14 protein-coding genes are annotated in these 14,685 nt (G+C 37.6%); 9 read left to right on the forward strand and 5 right to left on the reverse strand.

All coding sequences use genetic code 11. The features are described 5' to 3' along the window. Positions 1-20: 20 nt before the first annotated feature. The 8 genes from CRS_RS20415 to CRS_RS20450 all read left to right on the forward strand — a co-directional run bounded on the left by CRS_RS20415 (position 21) and on the right by CRS_RS20450 (position 7,382). On the forward strand, positions 21-2,951 hold the full coding sequence (locus tag CRS_RS20415; RefSeq protein WP_142725800.1) for a reprolysin-like metallopeptidase: 2,931 nt from the start codon (positions 21-23) through the stop codon (positions 2,949-2,951). 446 nt (positions 2,952-3,397) lie between these two features. Then, positions 3,398-4,111: a glycohydrolase toxin TNT-related protein gene (locus tag CRS_RS20420; RefSeq protein WP_142725801.1), complete on the forward strand. Its 714-nt coding sequence runs from the start codon at positions 3,398-3,400 to the stop codon at positions 4,109-4,111. Between the two features lie 10 nt (positions 4,112-4,121). Then, on the forward strand, positions 4,122-4,532 hold the full coding sequence (locus tag CRS_RS20425; protein WP_142725802.1) for a hypothetical protein: 411 nt from the start codon (positions 4,122-4,124) through the stop codon (positions 4,530-4,532). A 95-nt stretch (positions 4,533-4,627) separates the two neighbouring features. After that, positions 4,628-5,359, forward strand: a complete 732-nt coding sequence (locus tag CRS_RS20430) for an energy transducer TonB (protein WP_142725803.1) — start codon at positions 4,628-4,630, stop codon at positions 5,357-5,359. Positions 5,360-5,465: 106 nt separating this feature from the next. Next, on the forward strand, positions 5,466-5,933 hold the full coding sequence (locus CRS_RS20435; RefSeq protein WP_142725804.1) for a nucleoside triphosphate pyrophosphohydrolase family protein: 468 nt from the start codon (positions 5,466-5,468) through the stop codon (positions 5,931-5,933). 3 nt (positions 5,934-5,936) lie between these two features. Further along, complete coding sequence (locus tag CRS_RS20440; RefSeq protein WP_142725805.1) at positions 5,937-6,500, forward strand: thioredoxin family protein; 564 nt, start codon at positions 5,937-5,939, stop codon at positions 6,498-6,500. A gap of 3 nt (positions 6,501-6,503) precedes the next feature. Then, entirely contained in the window at positions 6,504-7,109 is a 606-nt protein-coding gene (locus CRS_RS20445) for a DUF4230 domain-containing protein (protein ID WP_142725806.1), read from the forward strand. A gap of 72 nt (positions 7,110-7,181) precedes the next feature. Beyond that, on the forward strand, positions 7,182-7,382 hold the full coding sequence (locus CRS_RS20450) for a hypothetical protein (RefSeq protein ID WP_142725807.1): 201 nt from the start codon (positions 7,182-7,184) through the stop codon (positions 7,380-7,382). A gap of 61 nt (positions 7,383-7,443) precedes the next feature. On the opposite strand, the gene leuB is transcribed toward CRS_RS20450, so the two are convergent. Genes leuB through CRS_RS20470 form a run of 4 tightly spaced genes read right to left on the reverse strand, consistent with a single transcriptional unit; the run spans position 7,444 to position 11,755 of the window. Next, positions 7,444-8,568 (reverse strand): 3-isopropylmalate dehydrogenase, encoded by a 1,125-nt coding sequence (gene leuB / locus CRS_RS20455; RefSeq protein WP_142725808.1) that lies wholly within the window; start codon positions 8,566-8,568, stop codon positions 7,444-7,446. After that, positions 8,549-9,157 carry a 3-isopropylmalate dehydratase small subunit gene (gene leuD, locus CRS_RS20460; protein WP_142725809.1) on the reverse strand — a complete coding sequence of 203 codons (609 nt, stop codon included), beginning with the start codon at positions 9,155-9,157 and terminating at the stop codon, positions 8,549-8,551. Before leuD ends, leuB begins: the two co-directional genes overlap by 20 nt. Positions 9,158-9,172: 15 nt before the next feature. Then, on the reverse strand, positions 9,173-10,561 hold the full coding sequence (leuC, locus tag CRS_RS20465) for a 3-isopropylmalate dehydratase large subunit (RefSeq protein WP_142725810.1): 1,389 nt from the start codon (positions 10,559-10,561) through the stop codon (positions 9,173-9,175). A gap of 30 nt (positions 10,562-10,591) precedes the next feature. Continuing rightward, entirely contained in the window at positions 10,592-11,755 is a 1,164-nt protein-coding gene (locus CRS_RS20470) for a 2-isopropylmalate synthase (protein WP_142725811.1), read from the reverse strand. A gap of 148 nt (positions 11,756-11,903) precedes the next feature. Here CRS_RS20470 and CRS_RS20475 point away from each other — a divergent pair, with 148 nt between their 5' ends. Next, positions 11,904-13,448, forward strand: a complete 1,545-nt coding sequence (locus tag CRS_RS20475; protein WP_142725812.1) for a hypothetical protein — start codon at positions 11,904-11,906, stop codon at positions 13,446-13,448. 270 nt (positions 13,449-13,718) lie between these two features. On the opposite strand, the gene CRS_RS20480 is transcribed toward CRS_RS20475, so the two are convergent. Beyond that, positions 13,719-14,684 carry a dipeptidase gene (locus CRS_RS20480; protein WP_228451310.1) on the reverse strand — a complete coding sequence of 322 codons (966 nt, stop codon included), beginning with the start codon at positions 14,682-14,684 and terminating at the stop codon, positions 13,719-13,721. Position 14,685 lies beyond the last annotated feature (1 nt).

Genomic DNA, 14,685 nt, shown 5'->3' on the forward strand with positions numbered 1-14,685 from the left:
AATCAAATTTAATTTTTAATATGAAAAAACAATTAACGCTGATTGGAATGCTCCTTATTTCGGGTATTTCTTTCGCACAGACAGACCGTCTTTGGTCTGAAAGTTCCAGAAAAACTTCATCAGAGATCTTTGAAAACAAATCCGGCATCAACAATCCCAAGGTGTACAGCCTGGATGTTAACGGATTGAAAAATGTTTTGGCAAAAGCTCCCAAAAGACTGGCTGTAGGCGAAAAATCAGAACTCATCATTTCTTTCCCCAATTCAGAAGGAAGAATGGAGAATTTTAAAGTGAGGGAGAATTCCAATTTTGCCCCTGAGCTGGCAGCAAAGTATCCGGATATCAAATCCTATGTGGGACAAGGTCTGGATGATCCCAATTCTACAGTCTATTTCAGTGTTTCTCCACTAGGACTGTCATCAATGGAAATTTACGGTGATAAATCTGCTGTATTCATTGAGCCATACACCAAAGACCTTTCCACCTATGTAGTATACAGAAAGTCTGATAAAAAGGATGATCTTAACAAATTTGAATGTACTGTGGTAGAGGCCGCCCAGAAAGGAGTCTCCAATTCTGCTCTTGCTGCAAGACCCAACGCTGATGATGCCAAACTGAGAACCTTCAGACTGGCGTTGTCCTGTACAGGAGAATACACCACATATTTTGGAGGAACAAAAGCACAGGCCCTTGCCGCAATGAATAACACTATGACCCGCGTAAACGGTGTTTTTGAAAAAGATTTTGCCGCAAGAATGGTTCTTATCGCCAACAACGACGCTGTCATCTACACCAACGCTTCCACAGACCCCTATTCTGCTGCTTCAGGAATGAGTAACTGGAACTCTCAGCTGCAAAGCACCTTGACTTCCGTTATTGGTGAAGCCAATTATGATATCGGACACCTTTTCGGAGCTTCAGGAGGCGGAGGAAATGCCGGCTGTATCGGTTGTATCTGTACAAATGGTTCCAAAGGAAGCGGCTATACATCTCCTGCAGATGCTATTCCTTCAGGAGATAATTTTGATATCGACTATGTAGCCCATGAGATGGGACATCAGTTTGGCGGTAATCACACCTTCTCTATGAACAACGAAGGCACAGGAGCTAATATGGAACCAGGTTCGGGGTCTACAATTATGGGATATGCGGGAATTACCAGCCAGGATATTCAGCCACATTCCGATGCATTTTTCCATGCGATAAGCATTCAGCAGATCACTAATAATATTAAAGCCAAAACCTGCTCTGTCAACACCAATACCGGAAACTCAATTCCTACAGCCAATGCAGGTCTGGATTATACAATACCCAAAGGAACACCATTTGTACTGACAGGTACCGGAACAGATGCTGACGGGGATTCCCTGACCTATATCTGGGAGCAGATGGATAATGCCTCTTCTTCCCAGACAGGAGCAAGTTCAGCTGCCAGCGCAACAAAAGCTTCAGGGCCTAACTTCAGATCATGGACTCCAACGACAGCCCCAGTAAGATATTTCCCAAGAATGGCTTCTATCCTAGCAGGAGCTACTACTACAGCAGGATCTGAAATCACTGTTGAAGCTCTTTCTTCCGTTGCGAGAACATTGAATTTCAGATTTACGGTTCGTGATAACAAAGCGGGAGGTTCAGGAAATAATTCTGATGATGCTGTTATCACCGTAAATTCAACCGCAGGGCCGTTCCTGGTAACTTCACAAAACTCAGCGACAACGTACGCAGGAGGAAGTTCTCAAACAGTGACCTGGGATGTGGCGGGAACTACAGCAAATGGCGTAAATACGGCCAATGTAGATATCCTATGGTCAACAGACAGTGGAAACACATGGACCACACTGTTGGCAGGAACTCCAAATGACGGCTCACAGGCTGTAACCATCCCTAATGCCAATACCACTACCGGAAGAATTATGGTAAAAGGAGCAAATCATATTTTCTTTGATGTGAACAATGCCAACATCTCTGTAAATGCAGGTTCCGGAACTCCTGATACCGTTGCACCAACAGCTCCTACCCTTGCTGCTTCAGGAACTACTTCTACAACGACCAATCTCTCATGGTCAGGGGCAACAGACAATGTGGGGGTTACAGGATATGATGTATACCAGGGAGCTTCTTTAATAGGCTCTACTGCTTCTACAACTTATACCGTAACAGGACTGACTCCTGCAACCACGTATTCTTTCTCTGTTAAAGCAAAAGATGCAGCAGGAAATACTTCTGTTTCCAGTAATACGGTAAGTGTTACCACTCTTTCAGGCGGAACGGTTACTTATTGCTCATCTTCAGCATCCAATACAGCTGATGAAAGAATCGGAAACGTAACATTCGGATCTATTAACAATACCTCTACAGGAACCGCAGGGTATGAAAACTTTACTTCAATTTCTACCAATGTTACAAGAGGAAATGCTTATACAATTTCCATCACTCCGGTTTGGACATCTACAAAATACAGCGAAGCATACGCTGTTTATATTGATTACAACGGTGACGGAGACTTCACAGACAGCGGAGAGCTGGCATGGACAAAAGCAGGGTCTACGACCAGTCCGGTAACAGGATCTATCACGATTCCATCCACAGCAACCATTGGATCTACCAGAATGAGAGTGATGATGAAATACAGCTCAATACCAACATCATCATGTGAAGCATTTACCTATGGTCAGGTTGAAGATTACACGCTTAACATCGTATCTTCAGGAAGAGGAGATCTTCAGAACACAAAAGATCTGATCACAGATATTAAGCTATATCCAAACCCCGCCAGAGATATCCTTCATATTTCCAATACCACATCAGAAGACTATAAAATCTTTGATATGGGTGGAAAACTAATTGACTCAGGAAAACTTCAGAGAGGTTCTGTGAATGTAAGCAACCTTATTAAAGGTGCCTATATGCTTCAAATTGGAGAATCAACGAAACGATTCATTAAAAATTAAGACTTTAAAATTAAACGATGTAAAAAAACTGCCCTTTACGGGGCAGTTTTATTTTAATGCTAAAAATCATAAAATAATCATTTATAACTGCAAATAATTTTATAAAAATATTTTATTTAAAATAAAATCACTAGTATTTGAGTTTTTTGATTTAAATTTATCGCATAATAATTTTTTTTTTATTGTACCGTTTACCCAGTTTGTATTTAAGGGAGCTTCGAAACGTTTTTGATGCGTAATCCAAGGCTTCTTTTCACCCTATTTTGGTGTAAGTGTATTCCATAATTTAAATATACTGCCGGAAAAGCTTATTATTAAAGTAAAATCTGATTCTTGTAATAGAACTGCATTCATAATATTCACTTAAGATTTTGTAAAAATGATGTTTCAAAAAAGGTAGCCCTTCTAATACCTCTGTAATTTTAAAATAATTTAAAATTTTTTATATGAAACATTTATTTAAGTACTTTTTTTTCTTAACGATCACCACCCTCTCCATCGCCTGTAGTTCTGACAGAGATGATGAACCAGACTCCAATCCAGATGTAACCACTGTATTTTACAAAAATGCAGATGAGCTGGCTGTGACGTACGACACTAATAATACAGTAAGCCCATCTATCAGAAATCAGGCTTATGACCTTTATAAACGTGGTAAATGGAGTGAACTGGAAGCACTTTTTAAAGCTAATAATTTAAATGGAGGATGGCCACCTGCAAACGGAGGCTACAATATCGTTGATGATGTTCCGTTACAGGTTGGGCAGAAATTTGACCGATACAGCGGAGCTGTAGGCAGCTATAACGGAACCGGCGTTCCTACTCTAGGAGGAAGCTTTACAAGTCCTATTATCAATGGGTATACGTATACTTTTACACAGAGAGCTTTAAATCAACCTGAAGAAAAATATGATTTCTATTATGAAATTGATGTTTTGAATAATTCAATGCAGTTTAAGACCCAGACTGCAGACATCATTCCATGGTTCGGACAGGCAGGAAAAGGAAAACAAACCATGTGGAAAATTCCTGTTGATATCAATACCGGCTACCAGAAAACATGGAATAAACTGGCGGAAGAAGGTTATATAAAGGTTACCATTAAGAAAAGTCCCAGTGGAAAATATCCTAACTTAGTAGGCACAGTTATCCAGCCATAAATCCATTAAGATGTATTCAATCTCAACAAAAATAACGATTAGCAAAAAGGCTGCTCTTTCAGAAAATATTTTCAGGAATGATGAAGCCATTCCTTCAGCACGAGCCACTTTCACCTGTTGCGATTGCGGTTGTGAAAATACCATCAAAATAACACCATACGAATCCGGGTTTTCCATCTTTCAGGCATATAATGAAGATAAAGTATTATCCAAAGACGAATTGCTGAAACATGGAATGGTCAGCAGAACCTCTCAAAGAATGCTTCATTTTGGAGAATTCACCGTTAATGATCTACCGACTTTATACTTTGGCACCAATTGTACTTCCTGTCATTCAAAATACATAGGTGTATTCAGCTATGGAGAAAAGCAGCCAGGCTTGATGATATTGACCATCTCCGGAGTCTGGAAATATGAGTAATTGAAATCCTTCAACATACTATTAAAAGTCCACAAATTGAAATTTGTGGACTTTTTCTTACTTTAGCGAAGAAATTAATAACATTATCAATAACCGTGAAAAAAATTACTGTTCTTCTTGTCATGCTGTTCTTTGGGCCAGCATATTCACAAAAAACACTTGCCCAATATCCCGAAGGTCAGTTTCCTTACCAGGGAGGCTCCATCCAATTATTCTCAGATATGCAGAACTATTTCCTGAAAAGCGGCTCAAAACCGTGTGATAAAAATGAGATGTATTTTGTAAGCCTAAAGATTGATGAGAATGGTAAACCTGCTTTAGTAAAGAAAAAGAGTGATGATCCTATTATAGAAAAGAACAAATGTGCTTTCAATCTTGCTGTCAAATCTCTAGGAAGCCTGAAAAACTGGCAGCCTGCAGAGCAAAATGGACAGAAAGTTGCGGCTTATTTCGATTTTCTATTTCAACCCAAGGATTTTTTTGAAAATTACAAACCCGATTATGATATTGTTAAATCATATCAGTCCGCTTCCATGCCCGGTGGAATGAAAGCATTTAGAAAAGATGTTCTTGAAAGCTTAAGTAATTATCTGGATTGGGAATCTTACAACCCAAAAGGAACATTTCTTATATCTTTTGCCATAGATGAAAATGGAGATATCACCAATGTAGATCTTGAACCCAAAGTAGAAAACAATAAAATTCTTCTTGAGGATGTAAAATTTGCTCTGAAAAAAATAAAAGGAAAGTGGAGTCCGGCAAAAACTAATGGAACACCAGTAAAATCATGGTTTAGAATGCCTATTAACTTTAATTCGCGGGAGTAAAATAAAAACATTAGACAGCCCTGCGTTTTTGGGGTCTCATATTTTACTCCTGTACATTTTACATTTTACAAATCCTTTTCTATCTTTGTGGGAAATAAAAAAATTCATGGATAAAATTGATAGTCTGAACCAAGTAGCAGAATTCCATACTACTTTCAAAGCCCCTATTTTAGATACCCCACAAATTCCTTCTCCGGAGAGATGCAATCTTAGAGTAGAACTTTTACAGGAAGAACTTAATGAGTTAAAACAGGCTATTGCCGATAATAATATGGTAGAAATTGCAGATGCACTTTGTGATTTACAGTATGTTTTAAGTGGTGCTGTACTGGAATTCGGTCTTGGCAACAAATTTGTAGAGCTATTCAACGAAGTTCAGCGTTCCAATATGTCGAAAGCATGTGATAATGAAGAACAGGCAAAAGAAACTGTTGAATTTTACAAAGAGAAAGAAGTAGAATCTTTTTATGAAAAGTCTGGAGAAAAATTTAATGTGTACAGACAGGCGGACCATAAAGTATTAAAAAACAAATACTACTCTCCTGCTGATTTAAAATCAATTATCGAGAAATAAAATATGAAAAAATTTATTACCAATATTGTTGCCTTTTCAAGCTTATTTTGGGCTGCACAGCAGCTTAGCGCTCAAAAAGTAGTGGTAAACCGTGAGGTTGAGACTCAGAAAGATGGCAAAATGCTTTTGGGAAACCAACTGAAGGAACAGTTTTTAAAAGCTCCTTATTCTGATTGGTATGTAAAAGAACATGACGAATATGTTCTTGACCAAAAAGCAGTCAGTGAATTAAAAAAAGAGAAAATCGGGTCTTATGATATCATTGTTTTTATGGGAACATGGTGTGAAGACAGCCACAGGGATTTTCCAAGACTGATGAAAATATTGGAAGCCGTAAACTATCCGGAAAATAAATTGAGTATTATTGCAGTAAATCGTAAGAAAGAATCTCCTACTGGTGATGAAAGTCTTTACAATCTTCAGAAAGTTCCTACCATTATCCTGAAAAGATATGGAAAAGAAGTGGGAAGAATTGTAGAAATGCCAACCAGTGGATATATAGAAAGAGACTTAGCAGAAATTCTTAAAAAGAACGATTCATCTGTCATTAAAGAAATTTTTAAATAGATTTTGAGAAATTATAGAACCATATTATCATTCGCAGCCGGTGCCGGCGCTATGGTACTTCTGTTTTTGGGTCTGAAGTCCTGCCTGAATCTTGGGACTAAAACTGAACAGTCGGATTATTATATCCTGACCAACCAGATTTCCAAGATGAATAAAATGGTGGTGATGGAACAGAATACCTCCAGTATGCAGAAAACCAAAATGGGCTATGAAGTATTGGGAAAAGAAGTTTCCAGCAACAGTATTATTACTTACACAAAGACAAATGCACAGGTTTCTTATGATCTTAATAAGATGAAGATAGAAGTAGATTCCATCAATAAGAAACTGGTGATTACTGAACTTCCTGATGCTGAGATAAGAATTACCCCGAGTGTTGAGATTCAATCTCTGGATGATTCATTCTTTAACCGGATTTCGGAAAAAGATATTAAAAATGTCACTGCAAAGGCTAAAGAAACAGCAGAAAAATCAATTGATCAGAATCAGCTGAGGAACGAAGGCCGCAAACAATTAATGGAAAACCTGAATAATATTTTCGTTTTGGCAAAAGCTCTGAATTATACCATCGAGGATAAAACCGGTAAAATGGGTATTCTGGGACTTTAGGATAAAATATTTCTGTTTGGCAAACCCTTTGAATGATACTATCCATATTCCTGGAATTTAAAATTTAAAGTCATGGATACAAAAGGAAACACCAAAAAGAAAGAATCTGCCAACACCGCAGAAACTCAAAAACAAAATGAAGATTTTCAGAACATCCCTGCTTCTTCAAAAAAGACCAACCCACCTGATATTGACAAAGAAGATATTCAGAAGCCTTCAAAAAATAAATCAGGAAAAACGGATAATACAAACTTCTTTATCATTAAAAAATGAAAAGTTCCGTCTCATACGAGGCGGAACTTTTCTTCTAACTATCTAACTGAACTTTTGCTTTCTATACAATGGTTGATTTCCCGATTTTGATATTTTCAAAATTATAATATGATTTTTCGGAATATCTGATATAATCAGCGATAAAGCTGCCTACCTCACTTGTGGAATAATACTGTTTGGTGTTGAGATCAATGGTCACATATTTATTTTCAATGGCATGCTCTACCGATTGTCTCAATTTATCTGCTGCAGCCTGTAAATTAAGATGATCCAGCATCATCGCCACACTTAAAATAGATGCTACAGGATTCGCAATTCCTTTTCCTTTAGCCTGCGGATAAGATCCGTGGATAGGTTCAAACAGGGCATTCTTCTCTCCTACTGATGCAGATGGCAGCAACCCGATAGAACCTCCAATCACACTTGCTTCATCCGAAATGATATCTCCAAACATATTTTCAGTTAAAATAACATCAAAATGCTTAGGATTCAGAATCAGCTGCATGGCTGCATTGTCTACAAACATATAGTCAAGCTCTACATCAGGATATTCAGATGCAATTTCCTGACAGGTCTTTCTCCACAATCTTGAAGTATCCAAAACATTTGCTTTGTCAATAAGCGTAAGCTTTTTCTTTCTTTTCTGTGCTTCCTGAAATGCCATATGTGCAATCGGGATAATATCTTCACGGCTGTATTTGCAGACATCGTAAGCATAAGCTCCTTCCGGGTCTGTAAATTTTTCCCCGAAATAAATTCCACTTACCAGCTCTCTGAAAATCTGAATATCAGCTCCTTCAATAATTTCTCTCTTCAGCGGACTCTTATCAATTAAGGACGGATAGGTCTTCAAAGGACGGATATTGGCAAACAGTCCCAGTTCTTTACGAAGCTTCAATAACCCTTGCTCTGGTCTTACTTTTGCTTCCGGATTGTTATCAAAAACAGGGTCACCAATGGCTCCAAAAAGTACGGCATCAGATTCTTTGCATATTTTCAGGGTTTCTTCCGGCAAAGGGTTTCCGGTTTTAAAAATAGCTTCTGCACCAATTAACCCATAATCAAATTGGAATGTACATTGAAAAGCTTCAGCAATAACATCTAATATTTTAACGCTCTCACTGATAATCTCCGGACCAATCCCATCTCCGGGAAGCACCGCGATTTTAAAATAATTGTCGCTCATTTGTTTTTTGTGTTTTTAGTTCAAATTCTGTAATCGCCTTTTTTCTGCTGATTAAAAAATCAATATCGTCATAGCCGTTTAGCAGGCATATTTTCTTATAAGAATCAAGTTCGAAGGTTTCAGTGGTATCTTTGAAACTGACAGACTGCAATTCTACATCAATGGCAATTTCCTGATCAGGGTTTTCATTGATTCCTTCTAAGATTTCTTTTAAAAATCCTTCGGAAACTTTCACAGGAAGAAGTCCGTTATTCAGGGCGTTTCCTTTGAAGATATCTGCAAAATAACTTGAAATAATAACTTTAAACCCGTAATCCGTTAATGCCCAAGCCGCATGTTCCCTGCTGCTTCCACATCCGAAATTGTTTCCGGCAACAAGGATCTCACCACTGAATTTAGGATTGTTCAAAACAAAATCAGGATTCGGTTTTCCTGTATGAATATTGAATCTCCAGTCTCTGAACAGATTTTCTCCGAAACCTTTCCGGTCTATACTTTTAAGAAATCTCGCAGGAATAATCTGATCTGTATCTATATTTTCTGCCGGTAACGGAACCGCAGTGGATTTTATAATAACTAATTTTTGCATGTACTTTTAATGGGTTTAGTTTAAACTTTCAAAAGCTGAAATTTTACCTTCTATTGCTGCTTTTGCTGCTGTGAGGGGACTCGCAAGGATAGTTCTTGCTCCCTGGCCCTGTCTGCCTTCAAAGTTTCTGTTGGATGTGGATACACAATATTCTCCTTCAGGAATCTTGTCATCATTCATCGCCAGACATGCGGAGCATCCCGGCTGACGGATCTGAAATCCAGCATCATTAAATATTTTGTCTAAACCTTCTTCGTAAATCTGTTTAACAACCTGCTGAGATCCTGGAACGATCAGCGCCTTTACCGTTTCTGATTTATTTTTTCCTTTAATATACTGAGCCGCTGAACGGAAATCCTCTATTCTTGCATTGGTACAGCTTCCTATGAAAACATAATTAACCTTAATGCTGTTCACTGTCTGTCCGGCCTCCAGTCCCATATACTGCAATGCTTTTTCTTCAGATTCATTCTGCGGTGCCGGAATTACTTCACGGATTGAAATACCCATTCCCGGGTTGGTGCCATAAGTAATCATTGGATAAATATCTGATGCATCAAAGCTCAGTTCTTTATCAAAGACAGCACCTTCATCTGTTTTCAGAGTCTTCCAGTATTCTACTTTTTCATTCCAATCTTCTCCTGCTGGCGCGAATTTTCTTCCCTTTACATATTCGAAAGTAGTCTCGTCCGGAGCGATCATTCCTCCTCTGGCTCCCATTTCAATGCTCATGTTGCACACAGTCATTCTTCCCTCCATCGACATTTCTTCAAATACATTCCCGGCATATTCACAGAAATATCCTGTTCCACCATCTGTTCCTATTTTTGAAATGATATAAAGAATCACATCCTTAGGCTGAACATTTTCATTCAGTTTACCGTTGACTGTAATTCTCATTGATTTTGGTTTGTTCAGCAATAAACATTGGCTGGCAAATACCTGAGCAACCTGGCTGGTTCCAATCCCAAAGGCAATAGATCCAAATGCTCCATGAGTAGAGGTATGGCTGTCACCACAAACAATACTCATCCCCGGCTGAGTAATTCCCAGTTCTGGAGCGATAATATGCACGATGCCCTGATACGGATGTCCCAATCCGAAAAGTTCAATATTGTTTTTCTTACAGTTTTCTGTAAGCTGCTCTACCTGATTTCTTGAAAGTTCATCTTTAATAGGTTGTTCCTGGTGCAGAGTAGGTACATTATGGTCCGCTGTAGCTACAATCTGTTCAGGTCTGAATATTTCCAGGTTTCTGGATTCCAGTTCTGCAAAAGCCTGAGGGCTGGTTACCTCATGAATAAGATGTTTATCTATATAAATGATCTGAGGTCCGTCAGGAATGGTTTCCACTACATGAGCGTCCCAAACTTTATCAAAAAGTGTCTTTTTACTGTTGTTCATTGTTTACTTTATCTTGATTTTAAATCAAACCTATCCTATTTTTCTGGCGAAAGAATTCATCATCATACTCAAATCCTCATTGCCTATTTCTTTTTTAAGGTCAGCGATCTTCAGAAACTCCTGGTATAGATAATCAAGTTCGTTCTTGGTAACCTCATAACCGATATGCTTAAAACGATACGCTAAAGCCGAGCGGCCACTTCTCGCTGTAAGGATGATAGAAGAAGCATTCACACCTACTTCTGCAGGATCAATGATTTCATAGGTTTCTCTGTTTTTAATCACCCCATCCTGATGAATTCCTGAGCTGTGGGCAAAAGCGTTGGCTCCAACAATAGCTTTATTAGGCTGTACAGCCATTCCCATCAGATCAGATACCATGGCGCTCATTTCATTCAGCATCCTGGAATTAACATCTGTATGCAGATTAAGGTTTTTATGCTGCTTCAGAATCATCACCACTTCTTCCAAAGCGGTATTGCCTGCTCTTTCCCCAAGTCCATTGATTGTACACTCAATCTGGCGGGCTCCATTGATTGCTCCGGCAATAGAATTGGCAGTAGCCAATCCAAGATCATTATGACAATGGCATGAAAGCACTGCTTTTTCAATTCCTTTTACATTTTCCCGCAGGTATTTTATTTTCTGCCCGTATTCTTCCGGAAGACAGTACCCTGTTGTATCAGGAATATTCAGCACCGTAGCTCCGGCTTTAATCACGGCCTCACAGACCTGCGCCAGATACTCATTATCTGTTCTTCCTGCATCTTCTGCATAGAATTCTACATCCTCCACATAGGTTTTGGCATATCTTACGGCTTCTGCTGCTCTTATAATGATATCTTCTCTTGTCGAGTTGAATTTATATTTAATATGAGAATCCGAAGTTCCGATACCGGTATGGATTCTTGGTCTTTTTGCAAACTTCAGTGCCTCTGCTGCAGTATCAATATCTTTTTTATTCGCTCTCGTCAGTCCGCATACTTTGGCATTCTTTACCAGTTTTGAAATTTCTGAAACAGATTCAAAATCTCCGGGACTGGAAATCGGGAATCCTGCTTCAATGATATCAATCCCCAGTTCATCAAGCCTTTCAGCAATAATCAGCTTTTGTTCTGTATTCAGTTTACATCCCGGTACCTGCTCACCATCTCTCAGTGTTGTATCAAAAATTTCAATTTTTTCGGAATTCATAAATGAAGTTTTTTACTTAATTTTGACTCAAAACTACAGCTTGCAATATTTTTTCATTTTCACTTTTTTTGAAAATTACAATACTCAACTGTTGTTGAAACAATCGTATTTATTTATTAATCAACACTTTAATTTATAAAAATTTACAATGGCAGAATTGCAGAAAGATTTTTTGTTTGTATTGGTAAAGTCATTGACCACCTCTGAAAAGCGACAGTTTAAACTGTACGTAAACCGTCTCGGAATTAATGTAGATGCCAAATTTCTTCTTCTGTTTTCCGAAATGGACAAGATGAAAGAATATGATGAAAGTGTGATTATTGAGAAAAAAATTTCCACAAAACAACAGCTTTCAAATCTTAAAGCTCATCTTTATAAACAGATTCTGGTGAGTCTGCGCATGAACCCGAGCCATCAGAATTACAGAATCCAACTTCGTGAACAATTGGATTTTGCCAATATTCTGTATCAGAAAGGACTTTATAAGCAAGCCTTAAAAATATTAGATAAGACTAAACAGACTGCGCTGGAACTGGATGAAAAAAGTATTGCCTCAGAAATCATTGATCTTGAGAAAGTAATTGAATCACAATTCATTACACGTAGTATCGAGGGCCGCGCCGAAGAACTTATTAAACAGTCTCAGGAGATCAGTAAACAGAACCGCTACACCACAAAACTTTCTAATCTTTCTTTGAGATTATACAGTGAAATGCTTACCCATGGCTATGTAAAAAATGATACAGACCGCCAGGAAGTCCTGGATATCTTCAATGCTGAGATTAAAAATATTAACCCTGCCAAACTGAATTTTACGGAAAAGCTTTGGTATTATAAGGCGCATGTCTGGAAAAACCAGCTGCTGCAGGATTATAAGTATACCTTAAAATATGCTTATCAATGGGTAGATCTTTTTCATAAGAAACCGGAAATGATCTACAGTCATCCTGTATGGTATATCAAAGGAAATACCTATCTGCTCAAAATCCTTTTCTTATATGGAAATATTGACATTCTGGAGGAGCATTTTGAGAATTTTAATAAAATGGTGCATGCGGAGAATTTTATTCAGAATGAAAATCTTCAGTCTCTTATTTTCCTTACTCATTATAACACCCTGATGAACATTCACTTTGTAAAAGGGGAATTTTTTACAGGAACAAAACTGATTCCTGAAGTAGAACTGAAAATGGAAAAACTCAGAGAAAGAATTGATGAACACCATTTTATGATTCTTTACCTTAAAATGGCTGCTATGTTTTTTGGCAGTAAAATGTTCGAAAAATCGATTGAATATTCGATGAGGGTAATAGAATCTAAGGGAAATGTACAGGAAGACCTGCTGTTCCATACCAGAATTCTGATCTTAATGGCCAAATATGAATCTGGAAAGGATGAAGATTATGATGAATTTATTACTTCTACTCTGAAGTTTGCCAGGAAAATGAAAAAACCGGAAGAATTCCACTTTGAGGCAATTCAGTTTTTTAAGAATATTAATAATCAGGTATTGGATCAGAGACAGAAAGCATTTGAAAACTTTGATCAAAAACTGGAAGAATTTTCTAAAAATGAATATTACAGACGGTCATTATTTTATATTGATATTCACGGATGGATTAAATCTAAAGTCCAGAATGTAGACGTGATTGAAATTATCAAGCAGAAAGTAAGGTATAAAAGAAAACATTAATTAACACACAATAAACAACTGAAATAAAGACAATTGAAACGTATTAATTAATGTAAAATAGAATGCAAAATCAATAATTCATCTACTTATTTCACTTAAATTAAAACGCCATAACCAGCTGCTTTCTTTTTAATATACCTCTCTCTCTCACAGATTTAGCAATTGAATCAGATTTTTTATGATATCAGCTCAATTTGAGAGAGAATAAAATCGCATAAATTGTAAAACGGCCTGTTAATTATGTTTTGATTTAATCGGATAAGAGTGTTTTTATTTATACATATTATTTATAAAATTCAAGGCATTTCTATGGCTTATTTTTTCTGCCAATCCGGATGAAAATCGTTTTTCAATCTCATTATTGACAGCAGGATATACAGATGCATTAGCGTGTTCCGGAAAGAAAAAAGGATGACGGGATTTATCCGGATGATCTTTCCAGTAGAAGTAATCTGCCCCAAAAGCCATGCAGTCTTCTCCGCCAAGATCCAGCCCATGTTGAATATGTTCATAAAACTTTTCCGGACGATTGATATCAACATAGTCTTTAATAAAATTCAGACCGATCAGTCCCTTTCTTTTGATTACTTCTTTGGCCAGTTCATCAGGAAGATTTCTGTTATTTTTATATACAGCTCTGTAATTGGAATGACTTGCCAGGATTGGAATTGAATAATTTTTCTGATCAATATAAGTGAATATATCGTGCGCCAGCTGATCACTTGTATGGGCAAGATCAACAGCAATGTTCCTGTCTGCAATATAATCAATCAGGACTTTTCCGTCTTCCTTCAGGCCGGCTGTGGCATTATTTCCTCCTCCAAATCGGTTTTCAAGGTGATGGGTGATTCCAATATAAAGAACTTTTTGAGTGTTTTCAATAATCATTTCCAGGTTTTTGAATCCGGAATCAAGACTTTGATTTTCATCACAGAAAGCAGAGGCATTTTCGATGGAAGCGATAATTCCTACCCTGTTTTGATGATCAGAAATGGTGTAATTGTCTTTATTAAAAAGAATAAAATTTTCGCTTTTAATGAGATTTGAAAACAATTTACTTTGTTCCAATCCGTAATTGGTACTGTTTGCTCCTGTTCCTGCGTAAATTGCCATCACCTGAAGTTTTACATTTCCTTCCTGTAAATAAGGAAGTGAGCAGCCCAGCTCTTTATCATCAAGAGCAGCATCTGATCTTAGTAAATAATAGAGTAAATCGCAGTGCAGGTCTATATTCATC

Origin of the sequence: Chryseobacterium sp. ON_d1 (assembly GCF_006829085.1) — a bacterium.
Lineage (GTDB): Bacteria > Bacteroidota > Bacteroidia > Flavobacteriales > Weeksellaceae > Chryseobacterium.